17 protein-coding genes are annotated in these 20302 nt (G+C 72.1%); 12 read left to right on the top strand and 5 right to left on the bottom strand.

The genetic code is table 11. From position 1 onward, the window contains the following. The first annotated feature begins 63 nt into the window (after nt 1-63). From OOK41_RS23545 to OOK41_RS23535, 3 genes are all read left to right on the top strand, one after another. Nucleotides 64-813 (top strand): YebC/PmpR family DNA-binding transcriptional regulator, encoded by a 750-nt coding sequence (locus tag OOK41_RS23545; protein WP_117669342.1) that lies wholly within the window; start codon nt 64-66, stop codon nt 811-813. 3 nt (nt 814-816) lie between these two features. Further along, nucleotides 817-1440, top strand: a complete 624-nt coding sequence (locus OOK41_RS23540) for a DUF402 domain-containing protein (RefSeq protein WP_266266732.1) — start codon at nt 817-819, stop codon at nt 1438-1440. Between the two features lie 127 nt (nt 1441-1567). After that, complete coding sequence (locus tag OOK41_RS23535; RefSeq protein ID WP_266266731.1) at nt 1568-2830, top strand: hypothetical protein; 1263 nt, start codon at nt 1568-1570, stop codon at nt 2828-2830. A 60-nt stretch (nt 2831-2890) separates the two neighbouring features. Here OOK41_RS23535 and OOK41_RS23530 read toward each other — a convergent pair whose 3' ends face one another. Continuing rightward, nucleotides 2891-3838 carry a permease prefix domain 1-containing protein gene (locus tag OOK41_RS23530; RefSeq protein ID WP_266266730.1) on the bottom strand — a complete coding sequence of 316 codons (948 nt, stop codon included), beginning with the start codon at nt 3836-3838 and terminating at the stop codon, nt 2891-2893. Next, on the bottom strand, nt 3835-4176 hold the full coding sequence (locus OOK41_RS23525) for a PadR family transcriptional regulator (protein ID WP_266266729.1): 342 nt from the start codon (nt 4174-4176) through the stop codon (nt 3835-3837). The genes OOK41_RS23530 and OOK41_RS23525 overlap by 4 nt, the downstream gene beginning before the upstream one ends. A gap of 196 nt (nt 4177-4372) precedes the next feature. Here OOK41_RS23525 and dnaE point away from each other — a divergent pair, with 196 nt between their 5' ends. The 7 genes from dnaE to OOK41_RS23490 all read left to right on the top strand — a co-directional run bounded on the left by dnaE (nt 4373) and on the right by OOK41_RS23490 (nt 13948). Next, a complete protein-coding gene (dnaE, locus tag OOK41_RS23520; protein ID WP_266266728.1) occupies nt 4373-7906 on the top strand; it encodes a DNA polymerase III subunit alpha in 3534 nt (1177 codons plus the stop codon). A gap of 80 nt (nt 7907-7986) precedes the next feature. After that, nucleotides 7987-9024, top strand: a complete 1038-nt coding sequence (locus OOK41_RS23515; RefSeq protein ID WP_117669337.1) for an aminotransferase class V-fold PLP-dependent enzyme — start codon at nt 7987-7989, stop codon at nt 9022-9024. A gap of 298 nt (nt 9025-9322) precedes the next feature. After that, nucleotides 9323-10084 carry an ABC transporter ATP-binding protein gene (locus tag OOK41_RS23510; RefSeq protein ID WP_266266727.1) on the top strand — a complete coding sequence of 254 codons (762 nt, stop codon included), beginning with the start codon at nt 9323-9325 and terminating at the stop codon, nt 10082-10084. Beyond that, a complete protein-coding gene (locus tag OOK41_RS23505; RefSeq protein ID WP_117669336.1) occupies nt 10071-10763 on the top strand; it encodes an ABC transporter ATP-binding protein in 693 nt (230 codons plus the stop codon). Before OOK41_RS23510 ends, OOK41_RS23505 begins: the two co-directional genes overlap by 14 nt. A gap of 43 nt (nt 10764-10806) precedes the next feature. After that, a complete protein-coding gene (locus OOK41_RS23500; RefSeq protein WP_117669335.1) occupies nt 10807-12060 on the top strand; it encodes an ABC transporter substrate-binding protein in 1254 nt (417 codons plus the stop codon). Beyond that, nucleotides 12057-12938, top strand: a complete 882-nt coding sequence (locus OOK41_RS23495) for a branched-chain amino acid ABC transporter permease (RefSeq protein ID WP_117669334.1) — start codon at nt 12057-12059, stop codon at nt 12936-12938. Before OOK41_RS23500 ends, OOK41_RS23495 begins: the two co-directional genes overlap by 4 nt. After that, nucleotides 12935-13948 carry a branched-chain amino acid ABC transporter permease gene (locus OOK41_RS23490; RefSeq protein WP_266266726.1) on the top strand — a complete coding sequence of 338 codons (1014 nt, stop codon included), beginning with the start codon at nt 12935-12937 and terminating at the stop codon, nt 13946-13948. The genes OOK41_RS23495 and OOK41_RS23490 overlap by 4 nt, the downstream gene beginning before the upstream one ends. An 86-nt stretch (nt 13949-14034) precedes the next feature. Here the strand turns inward: OOK41_RS23490 and OOK41_RS23485 are convergent, their stop codons facing one another. Further along, the gene (locus tag OOK41_RS23485; RefSeq protein ID WP_266266725.1) at nt 14035-14643 is read right to left on the bottom strand and encodes a hypothetical protein; all 609 of its coding nucleotides are present in this window, start codon (nt 14641-14643) and stop codon (nt 14035-14037) included. A gap of 497 nt (nt 14644-15140) precedes the next feature. On the opposite strand from OOK41_RS23485, the gene OOK41_RS23480 reads away from it, so the two are divergent. Together OOK41_RS23480 and OOK41_RS23475 are read left to right on the top strand one after the other, a co-directional pair. Continuing rightward, the gene (locus OOK41_RS23480; RefSeq protein WP_266266724.1) at nt 15141-16712 is read left to right on the top strand and encodes an MFS transporter; all 1572 of its coding nucleotides are present in this window, start codon (nt 15141-15143) and stop codon (nt 16710-16712) included. Between the two features lie 11 nt (nt 16713-16723). Further along, nucleotides 16724-17332: a TetR/AcrR family transcriptional regulator gene (locus tag OOK41_RS23475; protein ID WP_266266723.1), complete on the top strand. Its 609-nt coding sequence runs from the start codon at nt 16724-16726 to the stop codon at nt 17330-17332. Between the two features lie 91 nt (nt 17333-17423). On the opposite strand, the gene OOK41_RS23470 is transcribed toward OOK41_RS23475, so the two are convergent. Both OOK41_RS23470 and OOK41_RS23465 read right to left on the bottom strand, forming a co-directional pair. Next, nucleotides 17424-19343: a helix-turn-helix domain-containing protein gene (locus OOK41_RS23470; RefSeq protein WP_266266722.1), complete on the bottom strand. Its 1920-nt coding sequence runs from the start codon at nt 19341-19343 to the stop codon at nt 17424-17426. Nucleotides 19344-19357: 14 nt separating this feature from the next. Further along, on the bottom strand, nt 19358-20140 hold the full coding sequence (locus OOK41_RS23465; RefSeq protein WP_266266721.1) for a 3-hydroxybutyrate dehydrogenase: 783 nt from the start codon (nt 20138-20140) through the stop codon (nt 19358-19360). Nucleotides 20141-20302 lie beyond the last annotated feature (162 nt).

Raw genomic sequence — 20302 nt, 5'->3', positions numbered from 1 at the left:
GGTGGCGGTGTGAAGTTGGCGCGGGCAGTCGACGCAGGCGTGATCAACAGACGGAGGTAGCAGATGTCCGGCCACTCAAAGTGGGCGACCACCAAGCACAAGAAGGCTGTGATCGACGCCAAGCGCGGCAAGATGTTCGCCAAGCTGATCAAGAACGTCGAGGTCGCGGCCCGCACCGGCGGCGGCGACCCGGCCGGTAACCCGACGCTCTACGACGCCATCCAGAAGGCGAAGAAGAACTCCGTACCCAACGACAACATCGACCGGGCGGTCAAGCGCGGCTCCGGCCTGGAGGCCGGCGGCGCCGACTGGCAGACGATCATGTACGAGGGCTACGGTCCGAACGGCGTGGCCATGCTCATCGAGTGCCTCACCGACAACCGTAACCGGGCCGCCACCGAGGTGCGCACCGCGCTGACCCGCAACGGCGGCTCGCTCGCCGACGCCGGCTCGGTGTCCTATCTGTTCTCCCGCAAGGGCGTGGTGATCGTCCCCAAGGCCGACACCACCGAGGACGACGTGATGCTGGCCGTTCTCGACGCCGGCGCGGAGGAGGTCAACGACCTCGGCGAGGCGTACGAGGTGGTCTCCGAGCCGACCGACCTGATCGCGGTGCGCACCGCCCTGCAGGACGCCGGCATCGAGTACGAGTCGGCCGAGTCCTCCCTGATCCCCAGCATGAACGTGCCGCTGGACGAGGAGGGCGCCCGCAAGGTCTTCAAGCTGATCGACGTCCTGGAGGACTGCGACGACGTGCAGAACGTCTACGCCAACTTCGACGTCTCCGACGAGGTGATGGCCGCGGTCGGCTGAGCCGTGGCGGCCGGGCGGGAGCGGCGGTTCGCGCCGGGCGACGTGGTCGTCCGGCGCGAGATCCTGCGCGGCGAGGTGTGGTTCGCCGCCCCGACCGTCTGCGTGCGGGACGCGCCCGACGTGCTCGCCCTCTACCTGCCCACCGGGGCCGAGTTCGGCTTCCCCGAGCGCGGGCGCTTCCCCTGCGGGCGGCACCCCTGGCAGGTGGCCGGGCAGCGGGCGTGGCGCGGGCCCGGCAAGCTGATGCTGCACCGCCCCGGCGAGGCGCACTCCGTCGACGTGTTCTGGTCCGGGCCGGGGCGGACGTTCGCCGGCTGGTACTTCAACCTCCAGGACCCGCTGCGGCGTACCCCGATCGGGGTGGACACGCTCGACCACGAGCTGGACCTGTGGTGGGCGGCGGACGCCGACCGGTACGTCTTCAAGGACGCCGAGTTGTTCGCCCAGCGCCTGGTCGAGGGGCGCTACCCGGGGATGGCGGCGGCCATCCGCGCGGAGGGGGACCGGATCGCGGCGCTGCTCGACGCGGGGGAGCGCTGGTGGGACCCGGGCTGGGCGAGGTGGCGTCCCGACCCGGCCTGGCCGGTACCGACGCTGCCCGCCGGGTGGGACACCGTCCCCTGCTGACCCCGGCTGCGCGGCCCGCCGGGCCCGCTGTACGCTTCATCCCCGGTTGACCTGTTCGTGGTGTGTCGTGCCCACTGTCCGGATAGTGTCTGCGACCGCCCGGTCACCGGAGTACCTCGGAGTAACAGTGCGTAGGAACGCCGTCGCCGTCGTCGTCGCGGCCGTGCTGCCCCTGGTGGCAGCGCTCGCCCCGGTCAACGCCCTGGCCCAGTCGGCCCGGGACGCCCTCGCCCCGCTGGGCGTGGGCGTGCTGGCCGACACCCTGCCGGGCCGGCCGTCCCGGGCCGACGCCTCCCCGCGCCGGGGGCCGGGGGAACTGCCGGCGGTGATCTACGGCGGCGCCTGGCCGACCTCGCACGTGCAGGGCATCGCGGTCGACCGGCGCCGCGGGTCGGTCTACTGGTCCTTCACCGAGGTGCTGGTCAGGACGGATCTCGCCGGCCGGGTGCTCGGCACGGTCACCGGGATCACCGGGCACCTGGGCGACCTCGACCTCGACCGGCGTGACGGCCGGGTGTACGGGTCGCTGGAGTACCGCGACGCCGGCGCGTTCTACGTGGCGATCTTCGACGGCGCCCGGATCGACCGGGTCGGCATCGACGCCCAGACCGGTGGGGTACTGACCACCGTGCACCTGCGTGACGTCACCGAGGACTTCGCCGCCGGGGCGGGCGCCGCGGGCCTGCCGGCCGGCGTCGCGCCGCGGCGGCACCGCTACGGCGCCAGCGGCGTGGACGGCATCTCGTTCGGGCCCCCGCTCGGCGACCCGGACGGCCCGGACGTGCTGATGGTGGCGTACGGCGTCTACCCCGACACCCGGCGCCGCGACAACGATCACCAGGTGCTGCTCGCCTTCGACGTGCGGGGGTGGCAGCGCTTCGCCCGGCCACTGGACCAGCGCCGCCTGCACCGCAGCGGCCCTCGGACGGCCGACGACAAGGTCTTCGTCCGCACCGGCAACACCGCCTTCGGGGTGCAGAACCTGGAGTACGACCGGCACACCGGCCGGTGGCTGATGGCCGTGTACCCCGGCGGCAAGCGGGCCTGGCCGAACTACTCGTTGTACGCCGTCGACGGGGCGACCCCGCCCCGGCGGGGCGTGGTGCGCGGGCAGCCGGCGGGGGAGACCGGCCGGCTCGCCACCCTCGCCGGGGGCGGCCTGTCCGACCGGCGTACCGGGGTCCGGGGCTGGGTGTCGCCCGGCAGCCGGGGCCTGGAGTCGCTCGGCGACGGCAGCTTCTACCTGGTGACCGGCGGGTGGATCGTGGTGGACGGGCAGCGCCGCCAGGACGCGACGGCGACCCTGCACCGGTGGACCGGCGGTACCCCGATGCCGTTCGACCGGGTGTCGCCGGCCCCGGCGGCGGCGCGCCCGCCGTACCCGCTCTGATCCGCCGCGGCGGCCCGGCCCGCCGGGTGCCGACGTGCCGGGCCGCCGCAGCGGGGGCGGTCAGCCGGCGCGCCGGGCCTTGACGCCGGAGTCGATCAGGTCCCAGACCAGGACCACCACCGCCGTGATGATCGCGATGACGGTGATCGACTGTCGGTTGCCCTCGTCCTGGAGCCAGGCGAAGCGCTCGACCAGGGCCGGGTTGAGCAGCCGGTCGTCCACCAGCAGCCAGACCACGGGCACCGAGAACGCCAGGTCCAGCGCGGCCTTCACCGTGACCAGCGGCCAGGTCCAGCGCCCGACGCGGTACCTGACCAGCTCGAAGGCCACCCCGGCCAGCAGCACGGCGATCAGCACCGGCAGCCACGACCGCCACAGCACCGGGTCGAGCAGCGGGATGCGCTCGCCGTCGGTGTCCTTCACCCACGACCAGAAGTGCTGCCAGGGCAGGAAGGCCGCGGTGAACAGCAGCAGGGCGACCGACGCGGCGATGTCGGTCAGGGTCATGTCCCTCTTCGCCGGCACCTCGGGCAGTTGGTCGACCGTCCACGCCGGCAGCTTCAGCGACGGGTCGACGCGCTCGACGATGGCGAAGACCAGGGTCACCCAGAACGCGATCTGGATCGCGACGTCGAAGGCGGTGGTGAATCCGGAGGTGATCGCGGTGGTCGGGCCGTCTCCGGCGGCTGCCCGGGCCAGGCCGACCAGCGTGCCCACCAGCGCCGGGACGAAGCTGAGCAGCAGCCGCAGCAGTCGCTGCCAGTGCAGGTAGTAGGTGGGGCCGATGAGCTGCAACCGGCGGTCGGCGTACCGGGCGGCGAGCCGGTCGGGGTTGCCGAGCTCGTTGAGCACCTCGCGCTCGGCGGTGGCGGCGTCCTGCCCGGCGCCGGTCCGGCCCTCGATCATGTCCTCGATCGAGCCGCGCAGCTCGGTGGCGATCTCCTCCCGCCGTGGGGTGGGCACCGCGCGCAGGGTCGCGGCGAGGTAGCGGTCGGTCAGCGAACTCATCGGTCCACTCCTTCGATCAGGCCGGTGAGGGATTTCTGCACGGCGGCGAGGTCGGTCAGCAGTAGGCGCAGCACCGTCTCGCCGTCCTCGCTGGTCCGGTAGAACTTCCGCGGCCGGCGTTCCTCGGTGTTCCACTCGCTGGTCAGCAGCCCCTGCTCCTCCAGTCGGCGCAGCAGGGGGTAGAGCGTGTTGGCGTCCACCGGGAAGCCGTGGTCGGTGAGTTGCTGGAGCAGCGCGTAGCCGTAGCCCGGCTGGCGCAGCGCGACCAGGCTCGCCACCACCACCGTGCCCCGGCGCAGCTCCTGGAGATGGGTCCGCAGGATGTCGTCGCTCACCATGCCTCACACCATACTGTATGCCACACACTATTGTCACCCGGCACATCGTTGTTGTGGGACGAGGCTCGTCGGGGCGGCCGGTGGAGACGCGGGCCACCACCCCCGGCGCGGACGGTGGAGCCGGCTCGATCACGTCGGTAGGGTGGTGCCCGGCCAGTCCGGCCGACCCATGATCCGACCCGGGGGGGCGCTCTGCATGGGCGATTCGTTCGCGCATCTGCACGTGCACACCGAGTACTCGATGCTCGACGGTGCGGCCCGGCTCAAGGACCTCTTCGCCGAGGCGGGTCGGCTCGGCATGCCCGCGGTCGCGATGACCGACCACGGCAACATGCACGGCGCGAACGACTTCTACAAGCAGGCGATGGCCGCCGGGATCACCCCGATCCTCGGCGTCGAGGCGTACGTCGCCCCCGAGTCGCGGTACCACAAGGCGCGGGTGAAGTGGGGCCGGCCGGAGCAGAAGAGCGACGACATCTCCGGTAACGGCGCGATCACCCACATGACGATGTGGGCGGCCAACAAGACGGGCCTGCACAACCTCTTCACGCTCAACTCGCGCGCCTCGATGGAGGGCCACTACGTCAAGTGGCCCCGGATGGACATGGAGCTGATCGCCGAGCACGCCGAGGGGATCATGGCCACCACGGGCTGCCCCTCCGGCGCGGTGCAGACCCGGCTGCGGCTCGGCCAGTTCGACGAGGCGATCAAGGTCGCCTCCGCGTACCAGGACATCTTCGGCAAGGAGAACTACTTCCTGGAGCTGATGGACCACGGGCTGAGCATCGAGCAGCGGGTCCGCGAGGGGCTCACCGAGATCGGGAAGAAGCTCGGCATCCCGCCGGTGGTCACCAACGACTCGCACTACACCCACGAGGCCCAGGCCGAGGCGCACGACGTGTTGCTCTGCGTGCAGACCGGCAGCAACATCGCCGACCCGAACCGGTTCCGCTTCGAGGGCGGCGGCTACTTCATCAAGTCCGCCGACCAGATGCGCGCCGTGGACTCGTCCGAGCTGTGGCTCCAGGGTTGCCGCAACACGCTGCTGGTCGCCGAGAAGGTCGACCCGACCGGGATGTTCGAGTTCCACAACCTGATGCCGCGGTTCCCGATCCCGGAGGGGGAGACCGAGGAGTCGTGGTTCCGTAAGGAGACGTTCGCCGGGCTGGCCCGCCGGTACCCCGGTGGCATCCCCGAGGGGCACGTCGTGCAGGCGGAGTACGAGCTGGGCGTCATCATCCAGATGGGCTTCCCGTCGTACTTCCTCGTGGTCGCCGACTTCATCCAGTGGGCGAAGAACCAGGGCATCGCGGTGGGCCCGGGGCGTGGTTCGGCCGCCGGTTCGCTCGTCGCGTACGCGCTGGGCATCACCGACCTGGACCCGATCCCGCACGGGCTGATCTTCGAGCGGTTCCTCAACCCCGAGCGCGTCTCGATGCCGGATGTCGACATCGACTTCGACGAGCGCCGGCGCGGCGAGGTGATCAAGTACGTCACCGAGAAGTGGGGCGAGGACAAGGTCGCCCAGATCGCGACCTTCGGCACGATCAAGGCGAAGGCCGCGATCAAGGACTCGGCCCGGGTGCTCGGCTTCCCGTACGCGGTCGGCGACCGGATCACCAAGGCGATGCCGCCGGCGGTGATGGGCAAGGACATCCCGCTGTCGGGCATCTTCGACCCGAAGCACCCCCGCTACGCCGAGGCCGGGGAGATCCGGGGCCTGTACGAGTCGGACCCGGACGTGCGCAAGGTGATCGACACCGCGAAGGGCATCGAGGGGCTGATCCGGCAGACCGGTGTGCACGCGGCCGGCGTGATCATGTCCGCCGAGCCGATCATCGAGCACATCCCGCTGATGCGCCGGGACGCCGACGGGGTGATCATCACCCAGTTCGACTACCCGACGTGCGAGTCGCTCGGGCTGTTGAAGATGGACTTCCTCGGCCTGCGCAACCTGACGATCATCGACGACGCGGTCAAGAACATCCAGCTCAACCACGGCAAGGACCTGGACCTGCTGGGCCTGGACCTGGACGACAAGGCCGCGTACGAGCTGTTGGCCCGGGGCGACACGCTGGGGGTGTTCCAGCTCGACGGCGGGCCGATGCGGTCGCTGCTGCGGCTGATGAAGCCGGACAACTTCGAGGACATCTCCGCCGTCCTGGCGCTGTACCGGCCCGGACCGATGGGCGTGGACTCGCACACCAACTACGCGCTGCGCAAGAACGGCCTCCAGGAGATCACCCCGATCCACCCGGAGCTGGAGGAGCCGCTGCGGGAGATCCTCGCGCCGACCTACGGCCTGATCGTCTACCAGGAGCAGGTGCAGCGCGCCGCGCAGATCCTCGCCGGCTACACCCTCGGTCAGGCCGACCTGCTGCGCCGGGCGATGGGCAAGAAGAAGAAGGAGATCCTCGACAAGGAGTTCGTGCCGTTCCGGGACGGCTGCCGCGAGCGCGGCTACTCCGACGAGGCCATCCAGGCCGTGTGGGACGTGCTGGTCCCGTTCGCCGGGTACGCCTTCAACAAGGCGCACTCGGCCGCGTACGGGCTGGTCTCCTACTGGACGGCGTACCTGAAGGCGCACTACCCCGCCGAGTACATGGCCGGGCTGCTCACCTCCGTCGGCGACGACAAGGACAAGATGGCGCTCTACCTGTCGGAGTGCCGGCGGATGGGCATCCAGGTCCTGCCGCCCGACGTGAACACCTCGGCCGGGCCGTTCACCCCGGTCGGCAAGGACATCCGGTTCGGCCTCGCCGCGATCCGCAACGTCGGCGCGAACGTCGTCGCCGCGATCATGCGCTGCCGCCAGGAGAAGGGCGAGTACGCCGACTTCTACGACTTCCTGTCCAAGGTCGACGCGGTGGTCTGCAACAAGAAGACCATCGAATCGCTGATCAAGGCCGGCGCGTTCGACGTCATGGGCCACCCACGAAAGGGACTACTACAGGTCCACGCCGACGCCATCGACGCGTACGCCGACGTCAAGCGCAAGGAGGCCGTCGGCCAGTACGACCTGTTCGGCGCCGGCTTCGGCGACACCGAGAGCGCCGGCAGCACCACGGTCATGCCGACCATCGGCGAGGCCGAATGGGACAAGCGGGACAAGCTGGCCTTCGAACGCGAGATGCTCGGCCTGTACGTCTCCGACCACCCGCTGTTCGGCCTGGAGCACGTGCTCGGCGCGGCGGCGGACTGCACCATCGCCGCCCTGTCCGAGGAGGGCACCGTCCCCGACGGCGCGGTGGTCACCCTCGCCGGCATCCTCTCCGGCGTGCAACGGCGGGTCACCAAGCAGGGCCGGGCCTGGGCCTCGGCCACCCTGGAGGACCTCGCCGGCGGCGTGGAGGCCCTGTTCTTCCCCAACACCTACGAGGTGATCGGCCAGTACATCGCCGAGGACGCCATCGTGGTGGTCAAGGGGCGGGTCGACCGCCGCGACGACACCCCGCGCATCATGGCGATGGACATGCAACTGCCGGACGTCAGCAGCAACCCGGGCAGCAAGCCGGTTACCCTCACCATCCCGGTGCACCGCTGCACCCCACCGCTCGTGGAGCGGCTCAAGGAGACCCTGGTGCTGCACCCCGGCGACACCGAGGTGCACGTCAAACTCCTCAACGGCGGCAAGACCACCACCCTGCGGCTCGGGCCGTTCCGGGTCGCCGCCACCACCGCGCTGATGGGCGACCTGAAGAGCGTCCTCGGCCCGGCCAACGTGAGCTGACCCCCGGCCCCGGCCGGGGCCGGCCACCGCCGGTGGATTGGCCCTGCCCCGACCACTGTGGGCGCAATACCGTCGATGGCATGGAGTTGGAACAGGCACGGAACCTGTGGCATCCGGAACCCGGCTGGCTGAACACGGCGACCTACGGGCTGCCGCCCGAGCCGGCCTGGGCGGCGCTTCAGGCGGCGCTGGCCGACTGGCGGGTGGGGCGTACCTCATGGGAGGGCTGGGGCGAGGCGACCGGGCGGTCCCGGGCGGCCTTCGCCGGTCTGGTCGGCGTGCCGGCGGCCGACGTCGCGGTCGGCAGCACGGTCTCCCAGCTACTGGCCCCGGTCGCGGCGTCCCTGCCGGCGGGCGCGACGGTGGTGGTGCCGGAGGTCGAGTTCACCGCCAACCTCTTCCCCTGGCTGGTGCAGGCCGAGCGGGGCGTGAAGGTGCGGACGGTGCCCGCGGCCGGCCTGGTCGACGCGATCGACGCCGACACCGACCTGGTCGCGTTCAGCCTGGTGCAGTCCGCCGACGGCACGATCGCCGACTACGACCGGATCGTAGCCGCCGCCCGGGCGCATGACGCCCTGGTGGCCGTGGACGCCACCCAGGCGTGCGGCTGGCTGCCGTTCGACGCCGGCCGGGCCGACGTGGTCGCGGTCGGAGCGTACAAGTGGCTGATGGCGCCGCGTGGGGCGGCCTTCGGCTACCTCGCGCCCGCGCTGCGCGAGCGGCTGCGCCCCGACGCCGCCGGCTGGTACGCGGCCGAGGACCCGCACACCTCCTTCTACGGGCCGCCGCTGCGGCTGGCCGGCGACGCCCGGCGGTTCGACCACTCCCCGGCGTGGTTCAGCTGGGTCGGCGCCGCCCCCGCCCTGGAGTTGCTCGCCGAGATCGGGTTGCCGGCGGTGCACGAGCACGACGTGGCGCTGGCCAACCGGTTCCGCACCGGGCTGGGCCGGCCGCCCGGCGAGAGCGCGATCGTCACCGTCGAGGTGCCGGGGGCGCAGGAGAGGCTGGAGCGGGCCGGGGTGCGGGCGGCGGTACGCGCCGGGCGGGTCCGGGCCTCGTTCCACCTGTACTCCACCGAGGCGGACGTCGACCTGGCCCTGGACGCGCTGACCGGCTGACCGACCCGGGCCGTCCCCTCGCCGGTCGCCGGTCGGCGCCGGGACGGGGGCCGAGGGCCCGCCGCCGGATGCCCGGTGGCGCGGCCACATGCGCCGGACGGTTCCGCGCCCCGACGCACCACTGTCGATCACATCCGCCGCGCCGGTCATGTGGCACGGTTACCCCCGCCGCCCCGTGAATGTGTGATCCATCGACATAGTTCGACCCCTCTTGCGCGCCGTAGGTTTCCTGCACGCGACGGCCCTGTGACTCCGGTCACCGACCCGGCCGTCGCAGAGACCTGCGGAGGGTGTGGCGATGGCCGGGCAAGGTCTGCTGTCGGCTCGCGGGCTGACCCGTGACTTCCGGGGCTTCCGGGCCGTCGACGCCGTCGACCTCGACGTCGCGCCGGACAGCGTGCACGCCCTCGTCGGCCCGAACGGCGCCGGCAAGACCACCCTGTTCAACCTGCTCACCGGCTTCCTGCGCCCCACCGCCGGGCGGATCGAGCTGGCCGGCCGCGACGTCACCGGGCTGCCCCCGGAACGGGTCGCCCGCCTCGGGGTCGCCCGCTCCTTCCAGATCACCAGCCTCTTCCCGCAGCTGTCCGCCGGCGAGCACGTGGAGCTGGCGTTGCAGTCGCCGAGCGGGCTCGGCTGGCGGTTCTGGCGCTCCGCGAAGCTGATGGGCCGCTACCGCGACCGGGCCGACGAACTGCTGACCATGGTCGGCCTCGCCGAGCTGGCCGGGGCCCCCGCCGAGGCACTCGCGTACGGGCGCAAGCGGGCCCTGGAACTGGCCATCGCGCTCGCCCTAGACCCGAAGGTGCTGCTGCTCGACGAGCCGACCGCCGGGATGGGGTTGGAGGACGTCGACCGTACCGTCGAGCTGGTCGCCCGGGTCCGGCAGGGCCGGACCGTGGTGCTGGTCGAGCACAACATGAGCGTCGTCGGGCGGCTCGCCGACACCGTCACCGTCCTACAGGCCGGCCGCGTCCTGGTCGAGGGCCCGTACGAGCAGGTCCGCGCCGACGAACGCGTGATCACCGCCTACCTGGGAGCCGCGGATGCTGCGCATTGACAACCTTTCCGCCTGGTATGGACAGGCGCGGGTGCTGCGCGAGGTCAGCCTCGACGTCTCCGCCGGGGAGGTGGTCACCCTGGTCGGGCGCAACGGCGCCGGGAAGTCCACCCTGCTGCGCTGCGTGATGGGCCTGCACCCGGGCCGCAGTGGCGTGATAGCCCTCGACGGGCGCGACGTCAGCCGGCTACCGGCGCACCGGCGGGCCCGGCTCGGCCTCGGCTGGGTCCCCGACGACCGGGGCAGCTACGCCACCCTCACCGTCACCGAGAACCTCACCCTGCCGCCCCGGGTCGGCCCCGACCCGTGGCCGCTGGAGCGGGTGTACGAGGCGTTCCCCGCCCTGTACGACCGCCGCGCCTCGGCGGCGACCATGCTCTCCGGCGGCGAGCAGCAGATGCTCGCCCTGGCCCGGGTGCTGCGGATGGGCGCCCGGCTGCTGCTCTGCGACGAGCCCACCGAGGGGCTCTCCCCGCTGCTCGTACGGCAGGTCGCCGACCTGCTGCGCCAGGCCAAGCGGCACGGGGTGACCGTGCTGCTGGTGGAACAGAACCTGCACTTCGCCACCGGCGTCGCCGACCGGCACTACCTGCTGGCCGAGGGACGGATCGCGGAGGCGATGGACAACTCAGAGGTGCGCTCGCGGGAACGCGAGCTGCTGGCGTACCTCGGGATCTGACGTCGACGCTGAGCCGCGCGGCGCGCGGACGAAAGGGACGGACATGCGTAGGAGCGTGGGTGTGGCCGCGGCGTCGGCCGTGGTGGTGCTGCTGGTCGCCGGCTGCGGCGGGGGTGGGCCACAGTCCTCCGGGGGCCAGAAGCTGACCGGCGACAGGATCGTGCTGGGCGTCCTCAACGACCAGTCCGGGGCCTACTCGGAGCTGTCCGGGAAGAACTCGGTCAAGGCCGTGGAGTTGGCCGTCGCCGACTTCAAGGCGAAGTACGGCGACCGGGCCGTGACGAGGAACATCAGTGTGGAGACCGCCGACCACCAGAACAAGCCCGACGTGGCCAACAGCAAGGCCGCCGAGATGTACGACCGCAGGGGTGTGGACCTGATCCTCGACGTGCCCACCTCGTCGGCCGCCCTGAAGGTGGCCGACGTGGCGAAGGAGAAGCGGAAGCTCTACTTCAACATCGGCGCGGCCACCACCGACCTGACCGGCAAGAGCTGCAACAGGTACACGTTCCACTACGCGTACGACACGTACATGCTGGCCAACGGGACCGGGAAGAGCACCACCGAGCAGATCGGGAAGAACTGGTACATCCTCTACCCGAACTATGCGTTCGGCCAGGACATGGAGAAGAGCTTCTCCACCGCGATCACCCAGGCCGGCGGGGCGGTCGTCGGCCGGGACGGCGCGCCGTTCCCGAACACCGCCGGCGACTACTCGACGTACCTGCTCAAGGCGCCGACGCTGAAGCCGAAGCCGGACGTGCTCGGCACCATGCAGGCCGGCGCCGAGCTGGTCAACGTGGTCAAGCAGTACAACGAGTTCAAGCTGCGGGACAAGGGCATCGGCCTCGCGGTGGGCCTGATGTTCATCACCGACATCCACTCCCTCACCCCGGCCGCGCTCGCCGGCACCACCTACACCGACGCGTGGTACTGGAACTTCGACCAGCGCAACCGCGAGTTCGCCGACCGGTTCCGGGCCGAGACCGGCACCCGCCCGTCGTTCGCCCACGCGGCCAACTACTCCGCCGCCTCGCAGTACCTGGAGGCCGTCCAGGCCGCCGGCACCGACGACGCCGACACCGTCGTCGGGGGCCTGGAGGGCAAGACCGTCGACGACGTCTTCCTGCGCAACGGGAAGATCCGCGCCGAGGACCACCGGGTGGTCCACGACGCGTACCTGGCCCAGGTCAAGCCGGCCGCCGAGGTCACCGAGCCGTGGGACTACGTGAAGGTCCTCAAGACCATCCCGGCCGCGGAGGCGTTCCGCGCCCCGTCCCCGGACTGCGCGCTGTGACCGGCTTCCTCCAGAACACCTTCAACGGGCTGGTTAGCGGGGCGTTCTACGCCCTGCTCGCCCTCGGCCTCGCCGTCATCTTCGGCATGCTCCGGGTGGTCAACTTCGCCCACGGCGCGTTCTACATGCTCGGCGCGTTCGGGGCGTACGTGCTGCTCAGCGAGGCCGGGGTGCCGTTCTGGGCGGCCCTGGTGGTCATGCCGGTCGCCCTCGGCCTGCTCGGCATGGCCCTGGAACGGGCGGTCATCCACCGGCTGACCCGGCTCGACCCGCTCTACAACTTCCTGCTCACCTTCGGCCTCACCCTGATCCTCCAGGACCTGGTGAAGAACCGGTACGGCGTGCAGTCCAGCCCGTACGCCACCCCCGCCGAGCTGAGCGGCTCGCTCGACCTCGGGCTGTTCGACTTCCCGACGTACCGGGTGTTCATCCTCGGCTTCACGGTGCTGCTCTGCGTCGCCGTGTGGTGGGTGCTCAGCCGCACCCGGGTCGGCCTGGTGGTCAGGGCCGCCACCGAACGCCCCGAGCTGACCCGCGCCTTCGGCATCGACGTCGGGCGCTGGGTCACCCCCGTCTTCGGCTTCGGCATCGGCCTGGCCGGGCTCGCCGGGGTGCTCGCCGCGCCGATGCGGGCGGTGAACCCGCTGATGGGCGCCGACCTGATCATCGTGGTCTTCGCGGTGGTGGTGATCGGCGGCCTCGGCTCCATCTTCGGCTCGGTCGCCGCCGGGTTCGGCATCGGCCTGGTCCAGGCATGGGGTGAGGCGTACCTGTCCGACTTCCCGATCGTGTCCCAGACTGCCGTGTTCGTCGTGATGGCCGTCGTGCTGCTGTGGCGGCCCGCCGGCCTGTTCGGCAGAGAGGAGGCCCCGGCATGACCAGCGCCGTCGACACCCCCGCCGACGCGGCCCGCCCCACCCCGCCGTCCGCCCTGGCCGCCGTCGCCCGCGCGCCCGGCCGGATCCGGTACGCCCTGCTCGCCGTCGCCGTGGTGGCCGCGCTCTGGCTGCCCAACGGGCTCTACCCGGCGGTCGCCGTCGACATCCTCTGCTGGGCGCTGTTCGCCGTCTCGGTCGACCTGCTGCTCGGCTTCACCGGGCTGATGTCCTTCGGCCACGCCGCCTTCTGGGGCACCTCCGCGTACGTCACCGGGCTGGTCGCCATCCACGCCGGCCTGCCGTTCCCGGTGGCCGTGCTGGTCGGGGCGCTCGCCTCGGCGGCGCTGGCCGTGCCGATCGGCCACCTCGCGGTGAAGCGGACCGGCATCTACTTCGCGATGGTCACCCTGGCCTTCGCCCAGATGGTCTACTACGTGGCCAACGAGTGGCGTTCGGTCACCCGCGGCGAGAACGGCCTCCAGGGCGTGCCCCGCTCGCTGTTCGGCCTCGACCTCACCGACGACTACTACTTCTACTACGCGATCCTGCCGATCGTGGCGCTCGGGCTGGCCGCCGCCTGGCGGATCGTGCACTCGCCGTTCGGCCGGGTGCTGGTCGGCATCCGCGACAACCCGGCCCGGGCCCGCGCGCTCGGCTACCCCGTGCACCGGTACAAGCTGACCGCGTTCGTGCTCTCCGGCTTCCTGGCCGGGCTCGGCGGCGGGCTGTTCGCCCTCGGCCACCGGTTCGTCTCGCTCGACGTGCTGCACTGGACCACCTCCGGCAAGGCGGTGATCGTGGTGGTGCTCGGCGGCATCGGCACGTTGTGGGGCGGGGTGCTCGGCGCGGGGATCGTGGTCCGCCTGGAGGACTGGCTGTCGTTCTCCGGATTCGAGGCGATCGGCCTGGTCACCGGCGGCATCTTCGTACTCGTCGTGCTGCTGTTCCGGCGCGGGATCTGGGGCAGCGCCGCTCTGGTGCTGCGCCGGCTGGCGGCGCGCCGCAGATAGCTCGGCCGGCACCCCGGGTCAACTCGGCACTGCTGGCTGGCCGGGTCCCCGTCGTCGGGGACCCGGCCAGTTGGCTGTTCGGTGGGTCAGCTGTTCCAGTGTTCGGCGACGAGGTCGGCGGCCTGCTGCTCCCACTGCGCGTACGCGTCGGGGTACGCGGACACCTGCACCGTCTGGGCGGCCTGGGTCAGCGGCATGTCCTGCCACCCGTCGACCTGCTTGAGGCCCTTGAGGAACGCCAGGGTCGAGTGCTCGGGGTCGGTGATCTGCTCCGGCGAACCCCAGCCGCTGGACGGGCGCTGCTGGAACAGGCCCAGCGAGTCGTGGTCGTTACGGTCGCCCAGGTGGCCCAGGTTCTCCAGCTTCGACTCCTGCAACGCGGTACCGACCGAGATGACGGCGGCCCGCTCGTCCAGGCCGGCCTTCTTCGTCGCGGCGACGATCGCCTTGACGTTGGCGGTCTGCTCACCGTCAAGCGTGATACGCGACTGCTCGCCCCGCACACCGTGCGGGATCAGCTTGCCCTTGTCCACGCCCGGCTTGTCCACGCCCGGCTTGTCGGCCTGCACGGCGACCGCCTTCGGGGCCGACTCGACGGCCGGAGCGGCGTGGCCGGTGGCCGGACCGGCGAACACACCACCGGCGAACGCGAGACCAGCGATACCGAGAACGCTCTTACGCATGATCGTGTTCATGGGGGTGACTCCAATTCGGGGGTCGACACACCCAACCCCGGGGAGGGCAGGCGTGTAAGCACCACGTCAAGGCGCCCAAGAAGATCAAAAAGGGGGAGATCCATCCGGCACCGGCCTGCGAAGGCTCGTGGCGCCGGGTCCAGATGTAACGACCGACACCCGGCCCGCATTCCATCCCGGTCAGCAGCACACCGCTACTCGATCGTCCGCCATCTGTAACGCCCCCACCCCACCCCATGTTCCACCCCCACCATGCCCCCGCTCACACCCCCACCCACCCCACCCCGGCCCTACGCGGTGATAAAGAGGTTTGCGCCGGCATCCGGGCGCAAACCTGACGCAAACCTCTTGATCACCGCGAAAGGGCGTGGGGGTGATGTGGGGCACAAACGATACGGGGCGGTTCCGTATCGAAAAAACCTCGCTTAGGCTCGCTGGCGTTACGAGTCTGACCCGTTTCGTATTTGCGCCGCGGGTGAACCGGGGGAGAGCCGGCCATGCAGCTGCACGAGAACACCGGACATCCGAGGAGGTGGGCGATTCTCGGGGTGCTGGTGATCAGCCTCCTCGTCGTCGTCCTCGACAACACCATCCTCAACGTCGCCCTGCGCACCCTCGCCGATCCCGTGCACGGTCTCGGCGCCAGCCAGGGCGAGTTGGAGTGGTCCATCAACTCCTACACCCTGGTCTTCGCCGGCCTGCTGTTCACCTTCGGTGTGCTCGGCGACCGCGCCGGGCGTAAGCGGTTCCTGGTGGCCGGACTGGTGTTCTTCGGCCTCGCCTCGCTGCTGTCCGCGTACGCGCAGAGCCCCGGCCAACTGATCGCGGCCCGCGCGCTGATGGGACTGGGTGGCGCGGCGATCATGCCGGTGACCCTGTCGATCATCTCCAACGTCTTCGACCCCCGGGAACGTGGCCGGGCGATCGGCATCTGGGCCGGCGCGGTCGGCCTTGCCGTGGCGATCGGCCCGATCCTCGGCGGCGCGCTGCTGGAGCACTTCTGGTGGGGCTCGGTCTTCCTGATCAACGTGCCGGTCGTCGTGCTCGGCGTGGTCCTGGTCGCCCTGCTCGTCCCCGAGTCCCGCGACCCCGACCCGGGCCGGGTCGACGTTCCCGGCGTGCTGCTGTCGGTGGTGGGCCTGGTCGCGTTGACCTACGGCATCATCGACGGTGGCGAGCACGGCTTCGACCGGCCGCTGGTGTGGGCGTCGATCGTCGGCGGCGTGGCCGTGCTGGCCTGGTTCGTGGTGCTGGAGCTGCGCAGCGACCACCCGTCGCTGGACGTCCGGCTGTTCCGGGTGCCGCAGTTCGCCGCTCCGGTGGCGATGGTCGGGCTGATCTTCTTCGCCGCCATGGGCGTGATGTTCTTCAGCTCGTTCTACCTGCAACTGGTCCGCGGCTACAGCCCGCTGGAGACCGGCCTGCTCTTCCTGCCCTTCGCCGCCTCGCAGCTCATCTTCGCCCCGCGCAGCGCGGCGATGGTCCGCAGATACGGGGGCAGGGCGGTCGCGGTCGTCGGCCTGGCGCTGACCGTGGTGTCGCTGGGGGCGTTCGCGTTCGTCGACGGGGGTACGCCGATCTGGATGGTCCTGGTGTTCTTCTTCCTCCAGGGCGCCGGGATGGCGAACATCATGCCGCCGGCCACCGAGTCGATCATGTCGGCGCTGCCGAGGCAGAAGGCGGGGGTCGGTTCGGCGGTCAGCAACACGGTCCGGCAGGTCGCCGGCGCACTCGGCGTGGCCGTGCTCGGCTCGGTTCTGTCGGCGCTGTACCGCCAGGACGTCGCTCCGGCCCTGCGGGGCCTGCCCGCCGCGGCGCACGAGGCGGCCGGTGAGTCGATCTCCGGGGCGTACGCCGCGGCCGGACAGCTCGGCCCGGCGGGGCCGACGCTGGTCACGGCGGCCAACCAGGCCTTCGTCTCGGCGATGCACTGGGCGGCGGCGCTCTCGGCGGCGGTCGCCGCGTTCGGCATCGTGGTGGCGTTGCGCTGGATGCCCGGCCGGGACCAGGGCCAGCCACCGGCCGCGGCGCCGGTGACCGGGAAACCGGAGTTGGCCGGGACCGCATAGGTAAGGGAAGAATGTCGGACATGACTTCCGCCGCCGACGCTCCGCGGTCGCCCGGCCGACCGCGGAGCGCCCGTGCGGACGAGGCGATCGTGGAGGCGGCCCTCGACCTGCTCGCCGAGGGCAGCACGATCGAGGCGCTCTCCATCGAGGCCATCGCCGCCCGGGCCGGGGTGGGCAAGGCCACCATCTACCGGCGCTGGCCGGGCAAGGACGCGCTGCTGCTCGACGCGCTGCGCCGCCTCAAGGGCGTCCTTCCGCAGCCGACCGGGAACTCCGTCCGGGACGACCTGGTGCTGCTGGTCGGCGCGGTCGGGCACAACATCGACCCCCGGGCCGCGAAGATCATGCCCTGCCTCGTGCCGGAGGTGAACCGTAGCCCGGACCACTTCCGGATCTACCAGAACATCATCGAGCCCCGCCGGCAGCTCATGCGTGAGGTGCTCCGCTGGGGGGTACGCAGCGGCGAACTGCGCGCCGACCTCGACATCGAGGTGGTGATGGCCCTGCTCACGGGGCCGATGCTGGTGCAGCGGATGCTGCGCTGGAACCCCGAACTGGACGACGACTCCCTGCCCGGCCGGATCGTCGACGGCGTCCTGAACGGCATCCGGGCCCGCTGACCCCGTGCCGGGGCCGCCGGCCCCGAGGCGGGTCCCCGGGTTGCGGCCGTTCCGGGCTGCGGGCGGGGCCGGGGGCCGCAGCGGGTGGGCGTCAGCGGTTCGGCTCGCGGAGCCGGTGCAGGCGCAGCGCGAGCTGCACCTCCAGGGCCCGCTCGGGCCGCTGCCAGTCCGCGCCGAGCAGCTGGCCGACCCGCTCCAGCCGCTGGGTGACCGTGTTCACGTGCACGTGCAGCAGTTCGGCCGCGCGGGCCAGGCTGCCGCCCACCCCGAAGTACGCCTCCAGGGTCTTCACCAGCGCCGTGCCCCGCCGGGCGTCGTAGTCGACCACCGGCCCCACCGTGCCGGCGAGGAAGCGGGCCACGTCCCGGTCGCCGGCGTCGCCGACCGCGCCCAACAGCAGCCCGACGAAGCCCAGCTCGGCGGTGCTCGCCCCCTGCCCGGCCCGGCCCAGCGCGCCGAGCGCGGACAGGCAGCGGCCCGCCTCCTGGAAGATCGCCGCCAGCGACGCCGGGTCCGTCGAGGGGCCGCTCGCCCCGGCGGTCACCGGCCGCCCCGTCACCCGGGCCAGGTCCCGGGACACCGCGCGGGCCGCGCCGCCGGCGTCGGCGCCGGGCAGCATCAGCACCACCCGGCCGTCGCGCGCCGCGGCCAGCCCGCCCCGGGTCGAGGCGTACGTGGTGGCCCAGGACAGGGCCCGCTGCCGGGCCGAGCCGGTCGCGGCGATCGCGTCGTCACCGACCGCCACCAGCACGTGCGGGGCGTCCAGGTCCACCCCGAGCCGCCGGGCCCGGCTGCGCAGCGCGTCGGTGTCGGCCAGCGGCCGGGCGATCAGGTCGTCGAGCAGCTCCCCCCGGACCCGGCCCTCGGCCTCGGCCACCGTCCGGCGGAACAGCAGCAGCAACGCGGTCACCAGCGCCGCCCGCTCCAGGATCCGCTGGTCGGCGTCGACCAGCTCGCCGTCGGGGCGCAGCACCAGCGCGCCCAGGTTCTCCGCGCCGGCCACCACCGCCGCGTACCAGACCCGGCCCCGCCGTACGCTGCGTCCCTCGGTCCGCGACGCGGCCACCGCCTCGACCAGGTCCGCCCGGTCCGGCTCGTCGATCTCGCCCACCCGGGCCAACCGCCGTCCCTCGGCGTCCAGCGCCAGCAGCGCCCCGCCGAGCACGTCGGTGACCGCCGAGGCCACGTCCTCGACCCCGCCGCCGCGCAGCACCAGCGCCGTCATCCGGTCGTGCGCCGCCGCGGCCCGCTCCACCGAGCTGCTGTGCGCCCGGATGGTGGTGTTGGCCGCGGAGAGCTCCTCCAGCGCCGAGCGGGTCTCCGCCAGCAGCCGGGCGGTGTCGATCGCCACCGCCGCGTGCGCGGCGAGGGAGACCAGCAGCGACACCTCCTCCCGGGCGAACGGCCGGGCGGAGCGGTTGGCCGCGTACAGCACGCCGATCGAGGTGGGGCCCAGCCGCAGCGGCACGCCGAGGATCGCCACCAGGCCCTCCTCGCCCACCCCGGCGTCGATCTCCCCGGTGTGGTGGAAGCGCTCGTCCTCGGGGTAGTTCGCGGTGACGTACGGGGTGCCGGACTGCGCCACCAGCCCGCCCAGGCCGGCGCCCATCGGCAGCCGCAGCCGCTGGAACCGCGCCGAGATCGACCCGTCGGTGACCCGCATGTACGTGTCGCCGCGCTCGTCGTCGTCGAGCGTCATGTACGCCACGTCGGTGCCGAGCAGGCTGCGCGCCCGGTGCACGATCGCCCGCAGCACGGCGTCGAGGTCGCGCAGCCCGGCCAGGTCGCTGGCCGTGTCGTACAGGCCGGACAGCTCGGTTTCCCGGCGGCGCCGCCGCTCCAGCAGTGCGCGGACCCGCAGCGCGACCACCTTGGCCTGCTCCAGTTCGGCCAGCCGGTCGGCGGGCAGGCCGGCGGTGCGCGCGGCCACCAGCGGCCCCTCGAACTCCACCGCGGCGGCCTCCCGGGCGAGCAGTTCCAGGAACTCCACCGGCGACGACATGACCGACATTGTGCGCGAGGCCACTAGTTCGCCGTCCAGCCCCCGTCGAGGGCGATCGAGGCGCCGGTGATGAACGCCGCCGGCGGCGAGCAGAGGTACGCCAGCAGCTCGGCGACCTCCTCCGGCTCGATCAGCCGCTTGATCGCCGCCCGGGCCAGCATGATCTTCTGCACCACCTCGGCCTCGGGTATGCCGTGGGTGGCGGCCTGGTCGGCGATCTGGCTCTCCACCAGCGCGGTCCGCACGTACGCCGGGTTGATGCAGTTGGCCGTCACGCCGTGCGCCGCGCCCTCCAGCGCGACCACCTTCGACAGCCCCTCCAGGGCGTGCTTGGCCGAGACGTACGCGGCCTTGTACGGCGAGGCCCGCAGCCCGTGCACAGAGGAGATGTTGACGATGCGGCCCCAGCCCCGGGCGTACATGTGCGGCAGCGCCCGGCGCACGATCAGGAACGGCGCCTCCACCATCACCCGGTGCAGGTGGGCGAAGCGCTCGGCCGGGAAGTCCTGGACCGGGGCGACGTGCTGCAACCCGGCGTTGTTGACCACGATGTCGACGTCGGCGTCGAGCCGGTCCACCGCCGCCGGGTCGGCCAGGTCCACCCCCTGCGCCCGGCCGCCCACCGCGTCGGCCACCACCTTGGCCGCCTCGACGTTGCGGTCCACCACCAGCACGGACGCGCCGGCCGCGGCCAGCCGCAGGGCGCAGGCCCGGCCGATGCCGCTGCCACCGCCGGTCACCAGGGCGGTGCGACCGGTCAGGTCGAGGTGTACGACGTGGGGGACCGCCACGGGTTCTGCCGTCATGGCGCATGAAGTTACGAGCTGTGTGGCCGAGGGCACATGGGGCGGCGACACATACTCGCCACCGCGACTGTGTGGTGGACGGCCCACCCGGCCCCCGGCCACCCGGAGCCCCGGGTGCCCCGGCGTGTCCCCGGCGGGGGGTGTCCGGGGCGACCAGTAGGG

Source organism: Micromonospora sp. NBC_01655 (assembly GCF_026339755.1).
Classification (GTDB): Bacteria; Actinomycetota; Actinomycetes; order Mycobacteriales; family Micromonosporaceae; genus Micromonospora.
The sequence above is the reverse complement of the archived record's forward strand: the minus strand, read 5'-3'. Positions and strand labels throughout refer to the sequence as shown.

Coding starts and splice junctions, on each gene's coding strand:
- OOK41_RS23510 (WP_266266727.1), top strand. CDS start 9,323: ATGGCCGGGCAAGGTCTGCTGTCGGCTCGCGGGCTGACCCGTGACTTC.
- OOK41_RS23480 (WP_266266724.1), top strand. CDS start 15,141: ATGCAGCTGCACGAGAACACCGGACATCCGAGGAGGTGGGCGATTCTC.
- OOK41_RS23505 (WP_117669336.1), top strand. CDS start 10,071: ATGCTGCGCATTGACAACCTTTCCGCCTGGTATGGACAGGCGCGGGTG.
- OOK41_RS23515 (WP_117669337.1), top strand. CDS start 7,987: ATGGAGTTGGAACAGGCACGGAACCTGTGGCATCCGGAACCCGGCTGG.
- OOK41_RS23470 (WP_266266722.1), bottom strand. CDS start 19,343: ATGTCGGTCATGTCGTCGCCGGTGGAGTTCCTGGAACTGCTCGCCCGG.
- dnaE (WP_266266728.1), top strand. CDS start 4,373: ATGGGCGATTCGTTCGCGCATCTGCACGTGCACACCGAGTACTCGATG.
- OOK41_RS23525 (WP_266266729.1), bottom strand. CDS start 4,176: ATGGTGAGCGACGACATCCTGCGGACCCATCTCCAGGAGCTGCGCCGG.
- OOK41_RS23465 (WP_266266721.1), bottom strand. CDS start 20,140: ATGACGGCAGAACCCGTGGCGGTCCCCCACGTCGTACACCTCGACCTG.
- OOK41_RS23530 (WP_266266730.1), bottom strand. CDS start 3,838: ATGAGTTCGCTGACCGACCGCTACCTCGCCGCGACCCTGCGCGCGGTG.
- OOK41_RS23545 (WP_117669342.1), top strand. CDS start 64: ATGTCCGGCCACTCAAAGTGGGCGACCACCAAGCACAAGAAGGCTGTG.
- OOK41_RS23485 (WP_266266725.1), bottom strand. CDS start 14,643: ATGAACACGATCATGCGTAAGAGCGTTCTCGGTATCGCTGGTCTCGCG.
- OOK41_RS23475 (WP_266266723.1), top strand. CDS start 16,724: ATGTCGGACATGACTTCCGCCGCCGACGCTCCGCGGTCGCCCGGCCGA.
- OOK41_RS23490 (WP_266266726.1), top strand. CDS start 12,935: ATGACCAGCGCCGTCGACACCCCCGCCGACGCGGCCCGCCCCACCCCG.
- OOK41_RS23500 (WP_117669335.1), top strand. CDS start 10,807: ATGCGTAGGAGCGTGGGTGTGGCCGCGGCGTCGGCCGTGGTGGTGCTG.